We start from the raw sequence: 16,965 nt of genomic DNA on the forward strand, positions 1-16,965 counted from the left end.
CGCCGCTCTTCACGTCCGCCGCTCTGCTTGTCCGTCGCTGTCCGGCCCAGACCGGTAACTCGCCCTGGTGCGGGGCGGCTTCTGCGAGCATCTGGCCCGGCCCGGCGGAGACGGGCATCCGGGAGCGTGAGGGGGCGGCATGGACCGGCCGAGCGGGTTCGGCTCCACGGCCGGAAGGCTGTCCGCGGCGACGGCTGCGGCCGGGCTGCTGTGGCGTGCGTCGCCGCGTCTGACCCTCGCCCTCGCGGTGGCCGTCATCGGCGGCGCCGCCGCCACCTCGCTCCTGGTGGTCGCCACCGGACTGCTGGTCGCCGCACTGCCGACGGCCGTGCACTCCGGCCTCGGCTCGGGCGGAGCCCGGCACATGCTGAGGATGCTCGCCCTGTTCGCCGCTCTCGCCCTGGCCCGTACGGCATGTGGTGCGCTCGAAACCCCGGTCGCGCGCGTGCTGCGGCTCAAGGCCGGGGACGCGGTCGAGGACCGGGTGATGGCCGCGGGCCTCGCACCGCACGGAATCGGGCACCTCGAAGACCCCGCACACGCCGATACGTTGCGCCTTGTCACGGACCCGGCCACCAGACCGGACGCCGTGGCGGAGCAGCTGCCGGGCGTGCTGCGGCCACGCCTCCAAGCCCTCGGACTGCTCGCCCTGCTGGCGCCGTTCGCCTGGTGGGCCCCCTTGGTGATGTGCGTCGCCGCCGTGCTCACGTATCACGGATACCAGCGCGTCGCGCACAGCGTGCACGGCAGCATGAAGCGCGCGAGCGGCGTCATCCGGCGCGCGGGCTACTTCCGCGGCCTCGCCGTGGACCCGGGCCCGGCGAAGGAGTTACGGGTCTTCGGGCTGGCCGACTGGGTCGTGGCGCGCATGACCGAGACCTGGCGCACGGGCATGACCGGCGTATGGGGCATCCGCCGCGCGGCGACGCTGCGCGTCCTGGGCGTGGTGGCCGTCACGGTGGTGGCCGAGACGCTGGTCATCGGGATGGCCGCACGGGCCGCCGTCCAGGGCCGGTTGAGCCTCGCGGAGCTCGTGGTCGTCGTCCAGGCGGCGCTCGGGCTGCCGGTCCTGGGCTGGGTCGGGGACGCCGACTTCCTGTTGCACAACAGTCTGCTGGGGCTGCGCTCCCTCACCGCGCTGGAGGAGCGTGCGGCCGCGCCTCCGGTGGAGGGGGGCGACATGGGCCCTCCGCGCATGGACGTTGTCGTCGAATCGGTCGAGTTCGCGTATCCGGGGGCCGGGGGAGCGGTGCTGAAGGGGCTCGATCTGCGGATCCCGGCGGGGAGTTCGGTGGCCGTGGTGGGTGCCAACGGGGCGGGCAAGACCACACTCATCAAGCTTCTGACCCGGCTGTACGAGCCCGACGCGGGCCGGATCACGGTGGACGGGAGGGACCTGCGCACCGTGCACCCCGACGCGTGGCGGCGCCATCTCGCCGTCGTCTTCCAGGACTTCGCGCGCTACCCGCTGCCACTAAGCGACAACCTCGCGCCCGGCGACCCGGAAGCCGGGGCTGACCAGGCCGCTCTGGAGCGGGCACTGGCACGCGCGGGCGGGGCGGGCCTCGCGGACGCGCTGGGGCAGGGCTGGGACACCGTACTGTCGCGGCAGTACGACGGTGGGGCGGAGCTGTCGGGCGGGCAGTGGCAGAAGGTGGCGCTGGCGAGGGCCCTGCTCGCGGCGCGCGAGGGCACCGTGCTGATCCTGGACGAGCCGACGGCGAACCTCGACGCGCGGGCGGAGGCGGAATTCTTCGAGCGCTTCCTCGGGGTGACGCACGGCATGACCACCGTGCTGGTGTCGCACCGCTTCTCCGGGGTCCGCAGGGCCGATCTGATCTATGTGCTCGACGGTGGGCGGGTCAGCGAGGCGGGCACGCACGAGCAGCTGATGGCGGCGGGCGGGCGCTATGCCCGGATGTACCGGCTGCAGGCCGCCCGCTTCGGCGACAGCCACGCCACCGGCGAGCGCGCCGCCACCCCCCGGCGCGCGACACAGAACCGGGAAGAACAACAGGCGGAAGAAGAGCAGCAGGAGAAGGGCGGGGAGCGCACCGCACAGCCTCAAGAGTCCGAGGCGGAACGGGCGGTGGCGGACTCCGGGCGCCGGGGGCCGGGCTCTTCCCTCGCGGCGCTCGGCACCCTCCTGGGAGGTGCCTTCCGTGAGGCGAAGGGGCTGGCGACGGTCGGGCTGCTCCTGGTGCCGGCCGCGGCCGCCTTCGCCGCACTGCAAGCGCTCTGGCTGCGCGGCATCGTGGACGGCGCCCATCGGCACGCCTTCGCGCCCGCCATGACCTCCGCGCTGCTGCTGATCGCCGGGTTCGGCATCTGGCAGATCGTGGAACTGCTGGGCGTCACCGCCCGGATCGGCCTCAGCGAACGCGTCGGCTTCGCCTTCGACCGCATGCTGGCGCGCCTCTGCGCGGACATCCCCGGCCTCCAGCACCACGAGTCGCCCGCCTTCCAGGACCGCCTCGCGCTGCTGCGCCAGCGGGTCATGGCCATGGGCGGCCTGTTGAACTGGACGCTCAACCTCCTTGAGGAGTGCGGCGGTTTCCTCGCCACCGCAGTGCTCCTGGCGACCGTGCACCCGGCCCTGCTGGTGCTCCCGCTGACGGGCCTGCTCGCGCTGCGACTGCAGGTCGTCGGCCGGCGGGTGCTCACCCGAGCCCAGCAGGCGACGGCCGCCGACCACCGGCTCGCCGCCGAGCTCACCCGGCTCGCCGCGGCACCCGGCGAGGGCAAGGAGCTGCGGGTCCACCGTGCCGGGCCGTGGCTCAGGCAGCTTCGGCGTACGGCCCGCGCTCGCGCCGACACGGAACTGGCCCATGCCGGTTGGCGGTTCGCCGCCTATGGCGCGGCGGCCTCGCTTCTCAACACGCTCGGCCTCGTCACCGCGGTCGGTCTCGTCACCGTGCTCGCGGCGCGCGGCCAGGTGAGCCTGGGTGCCGTGCTGCTCGCGGTCGTGCTGGCCGGCCGGTTCGCCACGCATGCGGCCGGGCTCGTGGAGACGGCCGGAGTCGTCGTCGATCTGCTGCAGGGGGCCGAACGGCTGCGCTGGCTGCGCGCGTACGCCCACCGGGCGCGCCCCGCGCCGCCGGGCACCACCGTCCCCGCCGCATCGGCGGCAGGCATCACTCTCGACGGTGTGTCCTTCCGCTATCCCGGCACGCTGCCCCTCGTCCTGCGTGACCTCCGTCTGCGGCTGCCCGCCGGGGCAGTGGTCGCGCTCGTGGGCGAGAACGGCTCGGGCAAGACCACGCTGGTGAAGCTGCTGTGCCGCATGTACGAGCCGACGAGTGGCCGGCTGTGCATCGATGGTCGGGAGTTGGCCAGGTGCGAGGTCGCCGCCTGGCGTGCCCGGCTCAGCGCGGGCTTCCAGGACTTCGTTCGCTTCGAACTGCTGGCCCGCGAGGCGGTGGGCGTGGGCGATCTGCCGCGCATGGCCGACGTGGAGGCCGTCTCGGCCGCCCTCGCCCGTGCGGGCGGCCGGGATCTCGCCGCCGGGCTGCCCACCGGGCTTGAGACCCAGCTGGGCACGCGGTGGGAGGGCGGCGAGGACCTGTCGGGCGGACAGTGGCAGCAACTCGCCCTCGCCCGTGCCCTGTTGCGCGATGATCCGCTGCTCCTCGTACTGGACGAGCCGACGGCGTCGCTCGACGCCGACGCCGAGCACGCGCTCTTCGAGCGGCTCAGCGCCGCGGCTCGCGCCGCGCACCAGGAGGGAACCGTCACTCTGCTCGTTTCGCACCGCTTCTCGACCGTACGGGCCGCCGATCTCATCGTCGTGCTGGAGCGCGGAGAGGTGGTCGAACAGGGCAGCCACGACGAGCTGATGGCGCGCGGAGGGCTGTATGCCCGGATGTACGGACTCCAGGAACGCGGCTATCGGTGACGGACGTACCGCGACACAACCGGTGCCGGACACGCAGAAGAGAGAGCGCCGACTCGGTCGGCGCTCTCTCCTGCCTCGTTGTCTCCCCGGTCGTCCCGGTCAGCGGCAGCCCGTCAACGGGCGTTCAGGTCGGCCGCGGGCCGCACCCACTGCTGGTCCAGGGGCTTCACGTCATTGACGTAGCCGAGGAATCGCGCGTACAGCGACACGTCGAGGAGAGCGGCCTCCAGCGTGGTGAGCTCGGCCACGGCCGTGTCGGCCTCGGGGTGCGCCAGCCAGTCGGCCATCAGGTCCGCGGCGCGCGCGACGCGGTCACGGTAGTCCCGGCACACGCCCAGCGGGCCCTCGGCCACCGTCATGTCGGCCAGTTCGGCCCACAGTTCGGCGCTGCGCGGCAGCACTCCGGACGCGATGCCCGTGCGGTACAGGCGGTCGTAGTCCAGGCTGCGCAGCCACGCGATCGTCTCGGCGCTGAAGCCGCCCGAGGCGAGCAGCCCGGCGACCTCGTCGAGCAGGGAGACCGCGTTCCGCAGCTGCTTCTCGGCAGCGGCGACGTAGACGGTGATCGTGGCGTTGCTGTCGCCGTGCTCGGCGAATTCCAGTGCCTTGTGCAGGTCACTGGACGCGCCGAGCAGCGCCTGGCCCGCGTTCTGCGCGAGCCGCTTCTTGTCACGCAGCGAGTCCAGCGTCAACTGGGCGGCTGCGTTGCAGATTTCACTCATTCGTCCACCCTCCTCATGCGCCCGCGGGAGCGGCCACATCGGCCGTACCGAGAATGTTGATGATGGCAAGCGCTTGCCCGTAGATCCGAATGCGATCGAATTCGGTGACGACCCGCCAGGACAATTCGAGCCACTGGGCGGGGAGCGCCTGTGCCGCGGCCCTGTCGAAATTGTCGAGGTCTGCCGAGAATTCCCGCAGATCCTCGATGAAGTGGGTGAATGCCGCCTCGTCGCCGCCCTCGGCGAACCGTCGGTCGATGCTGGTCACGGCTGCGTCGTCCAGAGCCACGAGCCCCTTGTCCCGAGCCTCGCGCAGGGTCTCCCGCACCCGGAAGGCGCCGTGCCCGGCCGCCCGCAGCCGGTCGTCGTGCACGCCGTAGAACCCCAGCTCCAGGGCGATGGCGTGGGACGACTCGTACTCCGTCAGCGCCGACCTGACGGCCGCTGCCGCACAGGACACCCGCACCGCGGCCTGCCGCGGATTGTTGAGTTCCAGGTCGACGTGGAGGAGGTGGAGCTCGCTGCCGGCCCGCATGAAGTGCGCGGATCCCGTGGCGATCGGGGCGTCCACCCGCCCGTACAGTTCGTTGGTCTCCTTATCGAGCAGCGACATCTGCCGCTCGGGCTGCTTGTTGCAGATACGACTCATTTGCTGGATTCCTCCTTCGACGGTTCGACCATCCAGCCGTGAACGGACCGGTGTAGAAATCCGTATACGGCGGCGGGTGGAGAATCGTCTGGTGGATGAGGTTGTCGAAGCGGTGGAATACTTGCAGACCACTCCCTTTGTCGGCCCTGGATCCCGGTCACGATCGGACGGATCCGGATAGGGCCGGACGGAGATCTGAAGCCCCGATGCTGTGCTGGAATGCAGTGCTTCTTCCATCCGTGCCGCATGGAATTGGGGCCAGAGTGAATCGGATACCTGATGTGGGTGCTGCGGGTCTCGTGACGAGCGGTGCACACGGCATCGACACGGTGGAGGAACTCGGCGTCGTGCTGCGGCAGTTGCGACGGCGTGCGGCCCGGCAGCGCGGGGACTCACAGCTGACCTATCGGGAGCTGGCGGCCCGCACGGGCTGGGCGCACGGCGTGATCGGCGCCTACTTCGCAGGCAAGACGCTGCCGCCGACGGACCGGTTCGACGTCCTGGTACGGCTGTTGGGGGCTACCAGCGCCGAACAGGGCGTGCTGGCCACCGCCCGCGACCGGGTCGAGGAGTGCCGTCGGGCCCGGGGCGCCTCCGGCACCCGCGCCGCGTCCCCGCCCGCCAAAGGCACTCGGCACGTGCCGCGCGAGCTGCCGCCCGACCTGCCCCACCTGGCGGGCCGCATCCGGGAGTTGGCGACACTGAGCCGGCTGTGCCCGCAAGAAGCACCGGGTTCCACGGTGATCGTGGCCCTCGACGGGCCGGCCGGTGTCGGGAAGTCCGCTCTCGCCGTCCGCGCGGCCCACCGGGTCGCCGACCGTTTCCCCCACGGACAGCTGTACGTCGATCTGCAGGGCGCCGCACTCGGCAGCAGGCCGCTGGAGCCCACCGCGGTTCTCGCGCGCCTCTCACGGACACTGGGTCTCCAAGGACCGCCGCCCGACAGCGAGTCGGCGGCGGTCGCGGCGTTCCGGGCGCTGACCGCGGACCGCCGACTGCTCGTCGTCCTCGACAACGCCCTCGACGCCGCGCAGGTCCGCCCACTGCTGCCCGCCGCCCCCGGCTGCGCCGTCCTGGTCACCAGCCGCCGCGTCCTCGCCACCCTCAACGGCGCGGCGCACCTGCATCTCGGCAGGCTGTCGCCCGCCGAGGCCCTCTCCGTCCTCGGCGCGCTCGCGGGCCACGGCCGCCTCATTGCCGAACCGCAGGCCGCCGAGCTCGTCGCCCGCCAGTGCGACCATCTGCCCCTCGCGCTGCGCATCGCGGGCGCGCGCCTGGCCGCCCGCCCGCATTGGCCGCTGCACGCGCTCGCCGAGAGGCTGTCGGACGCCCGGCACCGCCTCGACGAGCTGGAGTACGCCGACCTGCGGGTACGTGCCAGCTTCCAGGCCGGATACCGGACACTCCTCGACGGCGGCTCCTCCGACCGGTGCGCCGCCGAGGCGCTGCCGCTGCTCGCCAGGAGCGAGGACAGCGAGGACAGCGAGGGCAGCGAGGACGGCGTCCTCGGCTCACAGGACGCGGCACGCATCCTGCTGCTCGCCCCGCGGTTCGCCGAGCCGCTCCTCGAACGGCTCGTGGACGCCCAGCTGTTGGAGTCCTCCGGACCGGGCCGGTACCGCATCCCCCCGCTGCTGCGGCTGTTCGCACTGGAGCAGCCCGGCAGCCGCCCCGCGCCCGGCCGACACGGGCTGGTGAACATGCCCACTCCCCACGCCCAAGGAGATGCCTCAGCGTGTTTGCGAGGCGGAACCCCGGAACCTACGTGACCGTTGCAAGATTACGGCGCACGCGCGGGCGAGCGCCTCGCGCACCTCACCGTAAGGAGCGCCATGGTTCCGGCCCCCGCCCCGCTCGTACGCCCCGCCACCGCCCACGACGCCGTCGGCGCGGTGCGCACGCTCGCCCGCGCCTTCGCCGACTACGCCTTCACCCGGCACGTGGTCGCCGCCGACCGGCACGGCGAGCGGGTGGAGCGCTTCCAGGAGCTGTTCCTGACCCGGATCGGATTGGTGTACGGCAGGGTGTGGGTCACCGACGACGCGCGTGCCGTGGCCGTGTGGACGACACCGGAGCAGGACCCCACCCCCGGCTTCGCCGAAGTCGGGCCGCTGATCGACGAGTTGGCGGGGGACAGGGCGGCGGCCTTCGCTGCGGCTGAGCACGCTCTGGGGCCGCATCGGCCGACGGAGCCGGTGTGGTTCCTCGCCACCGTCGGTGTGGACCCGGCGGTGCAGGGCCAGGGCCTGGGCGGCAAGATCCTCGCACCCGGCCTCAAGGCGGCGGACCGTGCCGGATATCCGGTCTTCCTGGAGACGTCGAGCGAGCGGAACGTCCACTTCTACGCACGCCTCGGCTTCGCCGTGACCGCGGACGTCGACCTTCCCGACGGCGGCCCCCGCACATGGTGCATGCGGCGCGAGCCCCGGAGGCCGGGCCCGTCCGGCGATTAGGAAACCCGCCCTGCAACCTCAGGCGGGTCCCGTGAGTCGTCGTAGACGTGACAGTGATCCAAAAGGCACAACGCGGCACCGACATCGGCTGGGCCGTGGCTGTGGGCTGCATCGATCTCTTCGTCTGCTTCTGGTCGTTCGTGCTCGGCCTGGACGGCATCTGGCAGATCGAGGGCTACAACGGCGGTATGCAGGACCCGAACGCGGCCGCCTACCCGGGCGAGGTGCTCCGGGTCCTGGCGTTCCTCGGGGTCTTCCTCGCGCTTCCCCTGGCGGCCTTCCGCTGTGTACGGGCGCTCACCACCCACGCTGTGGTGATCGGCCTGGCCGTGATGTTCTTCTCGCAACTGGACACTGTGGGGAGCTAGTCCCCTCACTCCCGAACCGGAGGAGAGGCTGGCGTCGTGCACATGGGGACCTCTGTCGAGGTGGGCGCGGCCCGACAAGATCACCTGCGGCACGGTCCGGGCCCTGTCTGACGGGTCAGTGACGGCCGGGACGGACGGGCCGTTCTGGTCGCAGTGAGGTGGGCGGAGCGGGGCGGGACTGGCCGGCTCCGCGCGTCATCCACCGCAGCGAACCACCCGTTCTCGTCCCGTCTCCCGGCCGTTTTCCCCCGCCCGGCCGGGGCCCAACCGGCTCTCCTCCCAGGCCCGTTCGGCCCCCTTGACCGTGCCCCGCGGCGGGCGGAATGCTGACTCGCGTTCTCTTGCGTCCTCTTCCGGCAGACCATGTTCCTGGGGCGCCGCCGCAGCCTCGCGAGGCTGCGCTGCGGTGAGTGGATCGAGCCGGCAGGACCTCTCCGGGCCCGCGATGAAGCGGGCCGTCCGTGACGCGATGCCGTCCCTGGCCGGACCCTCCAGCGGCATGGCGCCTGCCCCGTAAGGAGAACCCCCATGCGTTTGAGGGTCGCGCTCCCGAAGGCGTCCGGTCGTGACGTCCGCGTCCCGTTCGACGATCCGTCCTTCGCGGCTTCCTATGCCGCCTCGTACCAGGGCTCGGGCCCCGCCGAGCGGTACTTTTCCTCCAGGCTCCATGCGGTCTTCGAGCTCCTGGACCGATGTCCGGGTGGTGATCTTCTCGATGTCGGCTGCGGGCCGGGGATGTTCGTCCGGCGTGTGCTCGACACCCGGCCCGGCGACTTCCGGATCGCCGCCGTGGACCAGTCGCCCGCCATGGTCGCCGAGACCGCGGGCCGCACGGCCGATGCCGAGTGCGACGTGGCCGTCGGCGAGGCGGAGGCGCTCCCATTCCCGGATGTGAGTTTCGACGTCGTGGTCGCGATGGGTGTGCTGGAGTACTGCGACGCCTCCGTGGTCCTGCGGGAACTGGACCGCGTCGTACGCCGGGACGGGCTCGTGCTCGTCAGCATGCTGAACCCGCTGAGCCCCTACCGCCTCTTCGAATGGGGGGTGTACTGGCCGCTGCTGCGGCTGCTCGGCCGGGTCGAGGGCTTGCTCGGCAGGCCCCCGGAACGACGGCACGGTGCGTCGAAGTCCGGCATCCGGGCACTCCCGGCCCGGCTATTACGACGGCGGATGCGGGAAGCCGGGCTCTGTCCCGTCGACGTCATCCACTACGACCTGACACCTTCCGTCCCGCCCATCGACCGGTTCGTGTGCCGGTGGACGCGTCGGCACGAACGTCCGGCGGACACCGTCGGCCGAGGGCTGGTCCGCTGGCCGGGGACCGCCTACCTGGTCGCCGCCACCCGCGTGAGTGATTGATCAAGCACGTATGCGTCGCAGGGGAGGACCTGGAGCGCAAGTGATTGCCTGAACAAGTAAAACCGTCGGGCGCCGTTGGCGTCCGGGGAGGCGTCGGCGATGCGCTCGCTGCGGCCCCGGGGCGGGGGAGGGAAGGTCAGCTCCGGGGGGCGCGCAGCGCCTGGACGGTGGGTCCCAGTTCCGGGTCGGCCGTGAAGTCGTTCAGCGCGGACGAGAGGACTTCCGCATAGGTGGCGCGTGCCGCCTGGTAGCGCTGCCGTCCCTCGTCCGTGATGACCGCGTAGACCCCGCGCTTGTCCGACGGACACAGGTCCTTGTAGGCGTAACCGGCCGTCTCCAGTCGCCCTACCAGGCGAGTTACCGACGACTGGCCCAGGCCGACCTTCTCGGCGAGGTCCTGCATGCGCAACTCGTTGTCCTCGGAGTGGTCGAGGTGTTCCAGGGAGCGGTACTCCGAGAGCCCGATCCCGTGACGCCTGTGCAGAGCCAGGGTCAGTTCGCGTTCCACATGGGCGTGCAGCGTGAGGACGCGGTTCCATGCCGCCTGGTCGGACGTGCGCGGGGGAGCAGAGTGCGAAGTTGCCATGGGTGGCGGCCTCCCTGGGGCGGTGTTTGACACCAGAGTACATGCTCATGCAAGCTTCTCGCGTTCCCGGCGCCGCCTCCTGGCTGCGCCTGACCTACTTTTCCTTGTATGTGCAAGCAACTAGCTAGGGCGTTCAACCCGCCCCTGCACCTGCGGCCCGGAAGCGCGGCCGTCGAATGAAAGGACCTTCGTCATGCACTGGCTCTACCTCGCCGTCGCCGTCGTCTTCGAGATCGTCGTCGCGATCGCGGCCGGCAAGGCCGAAGGCTTCACCAACCGCAAGTGGACGACCGTGACCCTCGTCAGCGGCGCACTGGGCACCTACTTCCTCAGCAGGGCCCTGCTGACCTTCAACGTCGGCGTCGGATACGCCCTGTGGACCTCGGTCTCCGGCGTCGGCATCACCCTCCTCGGCGCCCTGCTGTTCGGCCAGCGCCTGAGCTGGCGCAAGGCGCTGGGCATCGTCGCGATCATCGCCGGGGTCGTCGGACTCCAGCTCAGCGGCGCCGCCTGACCCTCACCCCGCCGCTACTCGAACCTCACCCGCCACCACCCGCACCCTCCTCGCGAAAGGCCCCCCCTCACATGTCCTCGACCAACCGCCCTGCGGACAACGCCAACGCCAGCGCCAACTCCTGGCTCATGCTTCTGCTCGCCGGCGCCTTCGAAATCGGCTACGCGCTCTCGGTCGGCGGAAGCCACGGCTTCACCCGCCTCACCTGGTCGCTGGTGGCCGTCGTCTTCTTCCTCCTGACGCTGTGGGCGCTGAGCGTCGCGCTGCGCACCATCGACGTCGGCATCGGCTATGCCGTCTGGGCGGGCATCGGGGCGGCCGGTGCGGCGGCGCTGGGCCCCGTCTTCTTCGACGAGAGCCTCACTCTCGTCCAGTCACTGTGGCTCGGCGTCATCATCATCGGCGTCGTCTGGCTCAAGCTCGCCGACAAGTTGGACACCGCCGAGGAGCCCCTCGACCGACCGCAGGAGGCCCAGGTCGTGAGCGCCTGAGGACGCTCTCCAACGCACCGGGGCGGCCCGCATCCAAGACGACGGGCCGCCCCGGAGGAACGTCTCCCCGCTCAAGGAGCAACTCCGCCATGCCACTTGACCCTCTCAACCCCCTGACGCCCCACGTGGAGGAAGCCGTAAGGATCAGCCGCCGACGCGTGGCCGAGGGCGGCGTCCCCTTCTCCGGGATCGTCGTACGCGACGGCCGCGTCCTGGGCACCGGCTTCAACCGGGTCCACGAGGACGACGACCCCACGGCACACGCCGAAGTCGTCGCGCTGCGCGCCGCGGCGAAGGCGGCCGGCCGGTTCGGCGTCGCCGGATCCACCCTGATCGCCTCCGGCGAGCCCTGCGCCCTCTGCTACCTGGCCGCCCTGCACTTCAACGTCGAGCACATCGTGTACGCCGCCGACCGCAGGACCGCCCGCGCGTACGGCTTCGACTACTCCCGCTCGTACTCCCTCTTCTCCACCGACCCCACCACCTGGCCGCTCAGAGTGACGCACGCCCCCGTCGAGGGGCACGAAGTGCCGTTCCAAGAGTTCCTGACCGGCCGGAAAGGACGACTGTGACGCACACCCCGGTCAAGATCCAGGTCTGGTCCGACTACGTCTGCCCCTTCTGCATGCTGGCCGAAGGGCCACTGGAAGAGGCGACGAAGGACCTCGGCGTCGATGTCGAGATCGAGTGGAAGCCCTTCGAACTGCGGCCCCACCCACAGCCCACCCTCCGGCCCGAGGACGCCTACCTGCCGGACATCTGGCAGCGCGCCGTGTACCCCATGGCCCGCCGCCTGGGCGTCGACATCACGCTGCCCACCGTCTCGCCGCAGCCCTACACCCGACTGGCCTTCGAGGGGTACCAGTACGCCGCTGCGCAGGGGAGAGCGGCCGAGTACACCCGTCGTACGTTCCGTGCCTTCTTTCAGGAGGACCAGGACCTCGCCCGGATCGACGTGCTTTGCGCACTCGCCGGGCAGATCGGCCTGGACGCCGACGCGTTCCGTGCCGCCCTCGAGAACGGCACCTACCGCGCCGCGCACCAGGACGCGCTGCGCGAGGCCGCCGCACACCGCATCCAGTCCGTGCCCACCATCCTCGTCGGGGACACGCGTATCGAAGGCGTCCCGCGCGTCGAACAGCTCCGCAAGGCGATCCTCGCTGCGCAGGCCGACCAGGCCGACCAGGCAGGTCAGGCAGATCAGGCTGAGCGGGACGGCCTATACGGTGCCGCCTGCAGTGTCGAAGGGGGCTGCTGACAAAGTCGTTGGGCCGCAATTCGTTTGCTCCATCCGACCACTGGCCCGCACATTGGACCGGGAAGAGGCTCCGGGGCCACATCGACATGCCACGGAGAACCGGCAGATGAAGGAGGTGGCGTGATCACGAAGAAGCATGCCGCTGCTGACGCTGCCTGACGGGGGACGACGCCGACGGCAGTGAGACTGGACCGACACCTACCGGCGGCACGTGGAACACCCGCGTGACAGTGGCTGGGACAAATACACAAACCCAGTCGTGGTCCGGATCCAGAGCGGCAAACGCGCTCTGGTGAAGCTGGAGCCGGAAGTAATCGCCCGCCTGAGAGCGGCGGTGAACCGCGTCACTCACCAGTCGAGCCTGCGACCCCTGCTCCGGCAGAGCTCCGGCAGAGCTCTGGCCGAGGGGGAGAGCCAACGGAACCCTGCGCCTCCGAGTTGAAGATCCCTTCGACTCGCTGAGGAGCAGCACCATCAGCAGAACAACCGAAAACACCGGCTTCACCTGCGAGGACTGCGGCAAGGCGGTCGCGCCGTTGGTCAACGGCAGCTACCGCAACCACTGCCCGCACTGCCTGCACTCACTCCACGTGGACATCGCGCCCGGAGACCGTGCCAGCGACTGCCGCGCGCTCATGCGCCCGGTGGCCGTCGAGTACCACTCCGCCAAGGGCCACATGATCGTCCACCAGTGCACCGGTTGCGGCACCCGCCGCCGCAACCGCATGGCGGAGGACCCGCACCAGGGCGACGACCTCGACACCGTCCTCGCTCTCATGCGTCTCACCGCTCACGAAGCCGGACACCCCAACAGGCGCCAGGCACACACCTGACGCCCGAGCGGCTCCCGCCCCCGGCGGGAGCCGCTTCCTTTCTCGGCCATGCCTTCGCCTCGGCCGAAAGACGCAGACCGGACTGGCCGGAAGGACCATGCGTTCTGGGTCCCGGAGTTGAAGGCTGTACGTGTGCATGATGTTCCCGGCCCCCACCCCGCGCCCCACTCGCCACCGTGCGCACCTTCAGCCAGCCCCTGCGCCCATGGGCACCCGGAGGTCCGTACCGCGGAATTCGCGCCGCCCTCCAGAGGACCAAGCGACAACGGGAGGTCGCGGCCAGGCGGCCCATGGCGAGGTCGCATCCGCACCGTGGGGTACGTCGCCACCTTGGCGGCTTCAGGGCTGCTGCTCTTCCACGGTCTGCTGCCGTGGCGCTGGCACTGAGTGGTGTGCCTGCCTCGGTGGTGACAGGGGCATCGGCACCCTGGCTGAGGAACCGGCAGCCGAGGAACCGGTTGCCCTCCCATGAAGTCAGGCTCGGCGGGCGCAGGACGCGAGGCGGTCGGCGAGTGCGATGACGAGGTCGCGCAGTTCAGCGGGGCGCTCGATGATGAACGGCCGGTCCAGCGAGGCGAGTACCGGAGGCAACCAGTCGAGCCGCTCCGCCCGCAGTTCGACGCGCAGCCAGCGCTCGGTGGCCCGCTCCTCGTCTGCCTCGGGCGCGTGCTCCTCCACGTCCACATCCACGTCCACATCCACATCCACGTTCGCGACGCTGGCGGGTAGGCGAGCCCGGACCTGTTCCGCCGTCCCGTGGATCCGCAAGGTCACCTCGTGCCGGTACTCGGCCGTGGCGAAGGCCGACAACAGGCGCTCCGCCGGGTCGATATCCGCGGGCACCTCGAAGGAGCCCGGCAAGGTCCGTGCGTCCTCGATGCGATCGAGTCGGAAGGTCCGGTCCTCGTCGAGCCGGGCGTCCTTGCCGGTGACGTACCACCGGCCCGCGTGGGCGACGATCCCGTAGGCGTGCAGCGTGCGTTCACTGCGCCGTGCCGCGCGGTCGGTGTAGCGGACCGAGACCGGCCGGCGGTGGCGTACCGCATCGGCGATGGTCAGGAGGACCTCAGCGTCCGGGGTCTCGACAGCGCCGGGCTGATCCGGATCAGCGTCGCCGGGCTGGTCCGTGAAGGCGAGAGCGTCCAGGAGCGTGTCGAGGCGGCGGGCGAGATGCCTGGGCAGCACCCGCCGGATCTTCGCCGACGCCGTCTCGCTCGCCGTGCGCTGCGTCGTCGTCAGCCCCGCCCGGCGGCCGGCGATCAGGCCGAGCAGCACGGCCAGCGCCTCGTCGTCGCTGAGCATGAGCGGCGGCAGCCGGTGCCCGGGAGCGAGCCGGTAGCCGCCGTAGCGGCCGCGGACCGATTCCACGGGCACGTCCAGGTCGATCAGCTGGGCCACGTACCGCCGCACGGTGCGCCCCTCGACGCCGAGCCGGTCGGAGAGTTCGGCCACGGTCCGGGTACCGCCCGACTGCAGGAGTTCCAGGAGTGTCAGCACGCGGCCGGTGGGTCGAGGCATGTTCGCAGACTAGCGCGCATACAGGACCGGTTCTGTCCTCTATTTCTCCTAGCCTCGGCGTGCACGCATTCAGCACACCCCTTTCAGCACAGCCCTTTCAGCAGAGCCCTTTCAGGACAGCCAAGGAGACCCCCCATGGACTTCGTCTCGATCCGCATCATCACCAGCGACGTGGCCCGCCTCGTCGACTTCTACGAGCGAGCCACCGGGGCGCAGGCGGCGTGGGCCACCGAGGACTTCGCCGAGCTCAAGACCGCGGGCGCGACCCTCGCGATCGCGAGCACCCGCACCGTCCCGCTGTTCGCCCCGGGCTCGGCCCGGCCCGCCGACAACCACACCGTGATCACCGAGTTCCTCGTTGACGACGTGGACCGCGTGCACCGGGACCTGACGGGCTTCGTCACCGAATTCGTCAACGAGCCCACCACGATGCCCTGGGGCAACCGGTCGCTGCTGTTCCGCGACCCCGACGGCAACCTCGTCAACTTCTTCACCCCCGTCACCGAGGCGGCCATCGAGAAGTTCGCACGCCGTCGCCAGGGTGATCAGTAGAAGCGGCGGACGAAGACGTCCGACGTGCCGTTGGTGTCGCCGGGCACGATGTCGTCGGCCTCGGCCGTGCTGTCGGGCGTGAGGTTCGTCGCCGAACCCGCTGCGCCGTCGCCCGCAACGGTCGTGGGGTGGGCCGAGGCGGCCCCCGGCAGCACCACCGTGACCACGTACACCACGTACACCGCGCACACCGCGACCACCGCGCTCAAGGCGGCGTTCCGCACACGTCTGGTGGCGCGACGTCCAGCAATTCCGTGTGAGTAGGAACGCGGATGTGCGGCCCACTTGGGGGCTCGTAGCGTCTTCGGCATGAAGAGCACCGTGGCGGGTGGCGATCCGGACCGTGAGCTGTCCGGCGTGGGGGAGGCGCCTCGACTGACCCCGGGCGACTGGGTGTGGCGGGCGTTCCTCGCCGTACTGGTCACGGCCTTCGGTCTGCTCGTGGCCGGCCTCGGCCCGCTGCTCGCCATCTCGTGCAACACATGCCAGGACGGAGTCCGCAACCCGCGCTACGACGAGGCGTTGATGACTCTCGCCTGGCGCGTGGTCCCGCTCGTCACCTTGAGCACCGTGATGGGGCTGTTCCTCCCGCGGGCCGGTTTCCGGGTGGGGTGGATCGGAGCGGGCCTTCTCGTCGTGCTGCTCGCCGCGATCCTGACCCTGGGGCAGATACCGGTCTGAGGGCGGGCCCGCGAGCGCCTGGCCGCGGTCGAGCCCCACCCTCGTCGCCGGTCGTCCCCGCTGGAGTCACGCCTTCTCGAGGATCGTCTTGAGCTGCGACATCATCATGGTCCAGCCGCCGCTGACGCCCTCGAGCATCTTGGAGTCGGCCGAGGTGAAGCCGTCATGGGTGATGGTCAGCTTCAGGCCGAGTGCCGGGTCCTCGGCCGGCTCGATGTCGAAGGAGACCTTCGAGCGCTCCTTCACCGCCTCGGCGAACTCCGCGTCGCTCATGCCGAACATCTCTTGGTGCATCGGCTGCAGCGTGTGCCAGGTGTAGGCGAGTCGCTTGCCGGGCTCCGCTTCTGTGACGACCTGACCGAGGTCCTGCGGCTCGCCGCCGTCCTCAACCGGCCACAGGACCTTCGAGCCGACCTTCCAGTCGGAGGAGGGCGCCCAGCCGCCGTGGTACTGCTTCAAGAACTCCGGGCTGGTCAGCCCCTCCCAGAGCTTGTCGGGCGTGGTGTCGATGTAGATCGTGTAGACGTACTCGGGCTTGCTCATCGCTCTTCCTTCCAAGGCGTGTTTCAGGTTGCTGAGCGCGGCCATCCGGCCCCGCTCGTACCGGCCGATCCAGCGGTCGGCGACATCGTGGATGGGCACCGGATTGAGGTAGTGGATCCTTTCCCGGCCGTGCCGGGCCGTCGTCACCAAGCCCGCGCCCTCCAGCACCGCCAGGTGCTTGGACACTGCTTGTCTGCTCATTTCCAGCCCCGCGCTCAGCTCCCGCAGGCTCTGGCCGTTCCGTTCGTTCAGACGGTCCAGCAATTGCCTGCGACTCGCATCCGCGAGGGCCTTGAACACCTCGTCCATGCCATCCGCCCCTCTCATCTTCAGATTGGCAACCATTGGGTTGCATGTCAAACGGGAGAGCGACCCCGGAGGTCTTGGGGGGGCAGGAGGGCGCGTCCGGCGGTGGTGCGAGACGTTGTGCGGCCGCGCTCCGTTCGGGGGCGATCGCGGAAGGCGAGCGAACTCGGCGCGTAACGGCCCATCTCGCAAAGGCATTTGACGCGCAGTCATGTGACGCGAGCTCATCTCGCGCAG

Annotated in this window: 18 protein-coding genes; 12 read left to right on the top strand and 6 right to left on the bottom strand. The window is 70.7% G+C overall.

Annotated features, from left to right (window positions below; all coding sequences use genetic code 11):
* Positions 1-139 precede the first annotated feature (139 nt).
* Positions 140-3,895, top strand: coding sequence for an ATP-binding cassette domain-containing protein (locus ACQB60_RS31855; protein ID WP_496929569.1), 3,756 nt, complete (start codon positions 140-142; stop codon positions 3,893-3,895).
* A gap of 113 nt (positions 3,896-4,008) precedes the next feature.
* On the opposite strand, the gene ACQB60_RS31860 is transcribed toward ACQB60_RS31855, so the two are convergent.
* On the bottom strand, positions 4,009-4,617 hold the full coding sequence (locus ACQB60_RS31860) for a hypothetical protein (protein WP_496929570.1): 609 nt from the start codon (positions 4,615-4,617) through the stop codon (positions 4,009-4,011).
* Positions 4,618-4,630: 13 nt separating this feature from the next.
* Positions 4,631-5,266 (bottom strand): hypothetical protein, encoded by a 636-nt coding sequence (locus ACQB60_RS31865; protein WP_496929571.1) that lies wholly within the window; start codon positions 5,264-5,266, stop codon positions 4,631-4,633.
* A gap of 299 nt (positions 5,267-5,565) precedes the next feature.
* On the opposite strand from ACQB60_RS31865, the gene ACQB60_RS31870 reads away from it, so the two are divergent.
* From ACQB60_RS31870 to ACQB60_RS31885, 4 genes are all read left to right on the top strand, one after another.
* The gene (locus ACQB60_RS31870; RefSeq protein ID WP_496929572.1) at positions 5,566-7,035 is read left to right on the top strand and encodes a helix-turn-helix domain-containing protein; all 1,470 of its coding nucleotides are present in this window, start codon (positions 5,566-5,568) and stop codon (positions 7,033-7,035) included.
* Positions 7,036-7,098: 63 nt separating this feature from the next.
* A complete protein-coding gene (locus tag ACQB60_RS31875) occupies positions 7,099-7,719 on the top strand; it encodes a GNAT family N-acetyltransferase (protein WP_496929573.1) in 621 nt (206 codons plus the stop codon).
* 47 nt (positions 7,720-7,766) lie between these two features.
* Positions 7,767-8,087 (top strand): hypothetical protein, encoded by a 321-nt coding sequence (locus ACQB60_RS31880; RefSeq protein ID WP_496929574.1) that lies wholly within the window; start codon positions 7,767-7,769, stop codon positions 8,085-8,087.
* A 528-nt stretch (positions 8,088-8,615) separates the two neighbouring features.
* Positions 8,616-9,446 carry a class I SAM-dependent methyltransferase gene (locus tag ACQB60_RS31885; RefSeq protein ID WP_496929575.1) on the top strand — a complete coding sequence of 277 codons (831 nt, stop codon included), beginning with the start codon at positions 8,616-8,618 and terminating at the stop codon, positions 9,444-9,446.
* 136 nt (positions 9,447-9,582) lie between these two features.
* On the opposite strand, the gene ACQB60_RS31890 is transcribed toward ACQB60_RS31885, so the two are convergent.
* Complete coding sequence (locus ACQB60_RS31890) at positions 9,583-10,032, bottom strand: MarR family winged helix-turn-helix transcriptional regulator (protein ID WP_496929576.1); 450 nt, start codon at positions 10,030-10,032, stop codon at positions 9,583-9,585.
* 193 nt (positions 10,033-10,225) lie between these two features.
* On the opposite strand from ACQB60_RS31890, the gene ACQB60_RS31895 reads away from it, so the two are divergent.
* From ACQB60_RS31895 to ACQB60_RS31915, 5 genes are all read left to right on the top strand, one after another.
* Positions 10,226-10,546: a DMT family transporter gene (locus tag ACQB60_RS31895; protein ID WP_496929577.1), complete on the top strand. Its 321-nt coding sequence runs from the start codon at positions 10,226-10,228 to the stop codon at positions 10,544-10,546.
* A gap of 71 nt (positions 10,547-10,617) precedes the next feature.
* Positions 10,618-11,037: a DMT family transporter gene (locus tag ACQB60_RS31900; RefSeq protein WP_496929578.1), complete on the top strand. Its 420-nt coding sequence runs from the start codon at positions 10,618-10,620 to the stop codon at positions 11,035-11,037.
* Between the two features lie 89 nt (positions 11,038-11,126).
* Complete coding sequence (locus tag ACQB60_RS31905; protein ID WP_496929579.1) at positions 11,127-11,609, top strand: nucleoside deaminase; 483 nt, start codon at positions 11,127-11,129, stop codon at positions 11,607-11,609.
* Positions 11,606-12,295 (top strand): DsbA family oxidoreductase, encoded by a 690-nt coding sequence (locus ACQB60_RS31910; RefSeq protein WP_496929580.1) that lies wholly within the window; start codon positions 11,606-11,608, stop codon positions 12,293-12,295. The genes ACQB60_RS31905 and ACQB60_RS31910 overlap by 4 nt, the downstream gene beginning before the upstream one ends.
* 473 nt (positions 12,296-12,768) lie before the next feature.
* Positions 12,769-13,128, top strand: coding sequence for an RNHCP domain-containing protein (locus ACQB60_RS31915; RefSeq protein ID WP_496929680.1), 360 nt, complete (start codon positions 12,769-12,771; stop codon positions 13,126-13,128).
* 474 nt (positions 13,129-13,602) lie between these two features.
* Here the strand turns inward: ACQB60_RS31915 and ACQB60_RS31920 are convergent, their stop codons facing one another.
* Positions 13,603-14,646, bottom strand: coding sequence for a helix-turn-helix transcriptional regulator (locus ACQB60_RS31920; RefSeq protein WP_496929581.1), 1,044 nt, complete (start codon positions 14,644-14,646; stop codon positions 13,603-13,605).
* A 135-nt stretch (positions 14,647-14,781) separates the two neighbouring features.
* Here ACQB60_RS31920 and ACQB60_RS31925 point away from each other — a divergent pair, with 135 nt between their 5' ends.
* Positions 14,782-15,198 carry a VOC family protein gene (locus ACQB60_RS31925; RefSeq protein WP_496929582.1) on the top strand — a complete coding sequence of 139 codons (417 nt, stop codon included), beginning with the start codon at positions 14,782-14,784 and terminating at the stop codon, positions 15,196-15,198.
* Here the strand turns inward: ACQB60_RS31925 and ACQB60_RS31930 are convergent.
* Positions 15,192-15,407: a hypothetical protein gene (locus tag ACQB60_RS31930; RefSeq protein ID WP_496929583.1), complete on the bottom strand. Its 216-nt coding sequence runs from the start codon at positions 15,405-15,407 to the stop codon at positions 15,192-15,194. The two genes, ACQB60_RS31925 and ACQB60_RS31930, sit on opposite strands and share 7 nt — an antisense overlap.
* Positions 15,408-15,507: 100 nt before the next feature.
* On the opposite strand from ACQB60_RS31930, the gene ACQB60_RS31935 reads away from it, so the two are divergent.
* Positions 15,508-15,879: a hypothetical protein gene (locus tag ACQB60_RS31935; protein WP_496929584.1), complete on the top strand. Its 372-nt coding sequence runs from the start codon at positions 15,508-15,510 to the stop codon at positions 15,877-15,879.
* A 66-nt stretch (positions 15,880-15,945) separates the two neighbouring features.
* On the opposite strand, the gene ACQB60_RS31940 is transcribed toward ACQB60_RS31935, so the two are convergent.
* Positions 15,946-16,731: an ArsR/SmtB family transcription factor gene (locus tag ACQB60_RS31940; protein ID WP_496929585.1), complete on the bottom strand. Its 786-nt coding sequence runs from the start codon at positions 16,729-16,731 to the stop codon at positions 15,946-15,948.
* Positions 16,732-16,965: the final 234 nt, after the last annotated feature.

Origin of the sequence: Streptomyces odontotermitis (assembly GCF_050510915.1) — a bacterium.
GTDB lineage: Bacteria > Actinomycetota > Actinomycetes > Streptomycetales > Streptomycetaceae > Streptomyces.

Coding starts and splice junctions, on each gene's coding strand:
- ACQB60_RS31920 (WP_496929581.1), bottom strand. CDS start 14,646: ATGCCTCGACCCACCGGCCGCGTGCTGACACTCCTGGAACTCCTGCAG.
- ACQB60_RS31875 (WP_496929573.1), top strand. CDS start 7,099: ATGGTTCCGGCCCCCGCCCCGCTCGTACGCCCCGCCACCGCCCACGAC.
- ACQB60_RS31885 (WP_496929575.1), top strand. CDS start 8,616: ATGCGTTTGAGGGTCGCGCTCCCGAAGGCGTCCGGTCGTGACGTCCGC.
- ACQB60_RS31925 (WP_496929582.1), top strand. CDS start 14,782: ATGGACTTCGTCTCGATCCGCATCATCACCAGCGACGTGGCCCGCCTC.
- ACQB60_RS31865 (WP_496929571.1), bottom strand. CDS start 5,266: ATGAGTCGTATCTGCAACAAGCAGCCCGAGCGGCAGATGTCGCTGCTC.
- ACQB60_RS31940 (WP_496929585.1), bottom strand. CDS start 16,731: ATGGACGAGGTGTTCAAGGCCCTCGCGGATGCGAGTCGCAGGCAATTG.
- ACQB60_RS31860 (WP_496929570.1), bottom strand. CDS start 4,617: ATGAGTGAAATCTGCAACGCAGCCGCCCAGTTGACGCTGGACTCGCTG.
- ACQB60_RS31890 (WP_496929576.1), bottom strand. CDS start 10,032: ATGGCAACTTCGCACTCTGCTCCCCCGCGCACGTCCGACCAGGCGGCA.
- ACQB60_RS31905 (WP_496929579.1), top strand. CDS start 11,127: ATGCCACTTGACCCTCTCAACCCCCTGACGCCCCACGTGGAGGAAGCC.
- ACQB60_RS31895 (WP_496929577.1), top strand. CDS start 10,226: ATGCACTGGCTCTACCTCGCCGTCGCCGTCGTCTTCGAGATCGTCGTC.
- ACQB60_RS31855 (WP_496929569.1), top strand. CDS start 140: ATGGACCGGCCGAGCGGGTTCGGCTCCACGGCCGGAAGGCTGTCCGCG.
- ACQB60_RS31900 (WP_496929578.1), top strand. CDS start 10,618: ATGTCCTCGACCAACCGCCCTGCGGACAACGCCAACGCCAGCGCCAAC.
- ACQB60_RS31935 (WP_496929584.1), top strand. CDS start 15,508: ATGAAGAGCACCGTGGCGGGTGGCGATCCGGACCGTGAGCTGTCCGGC.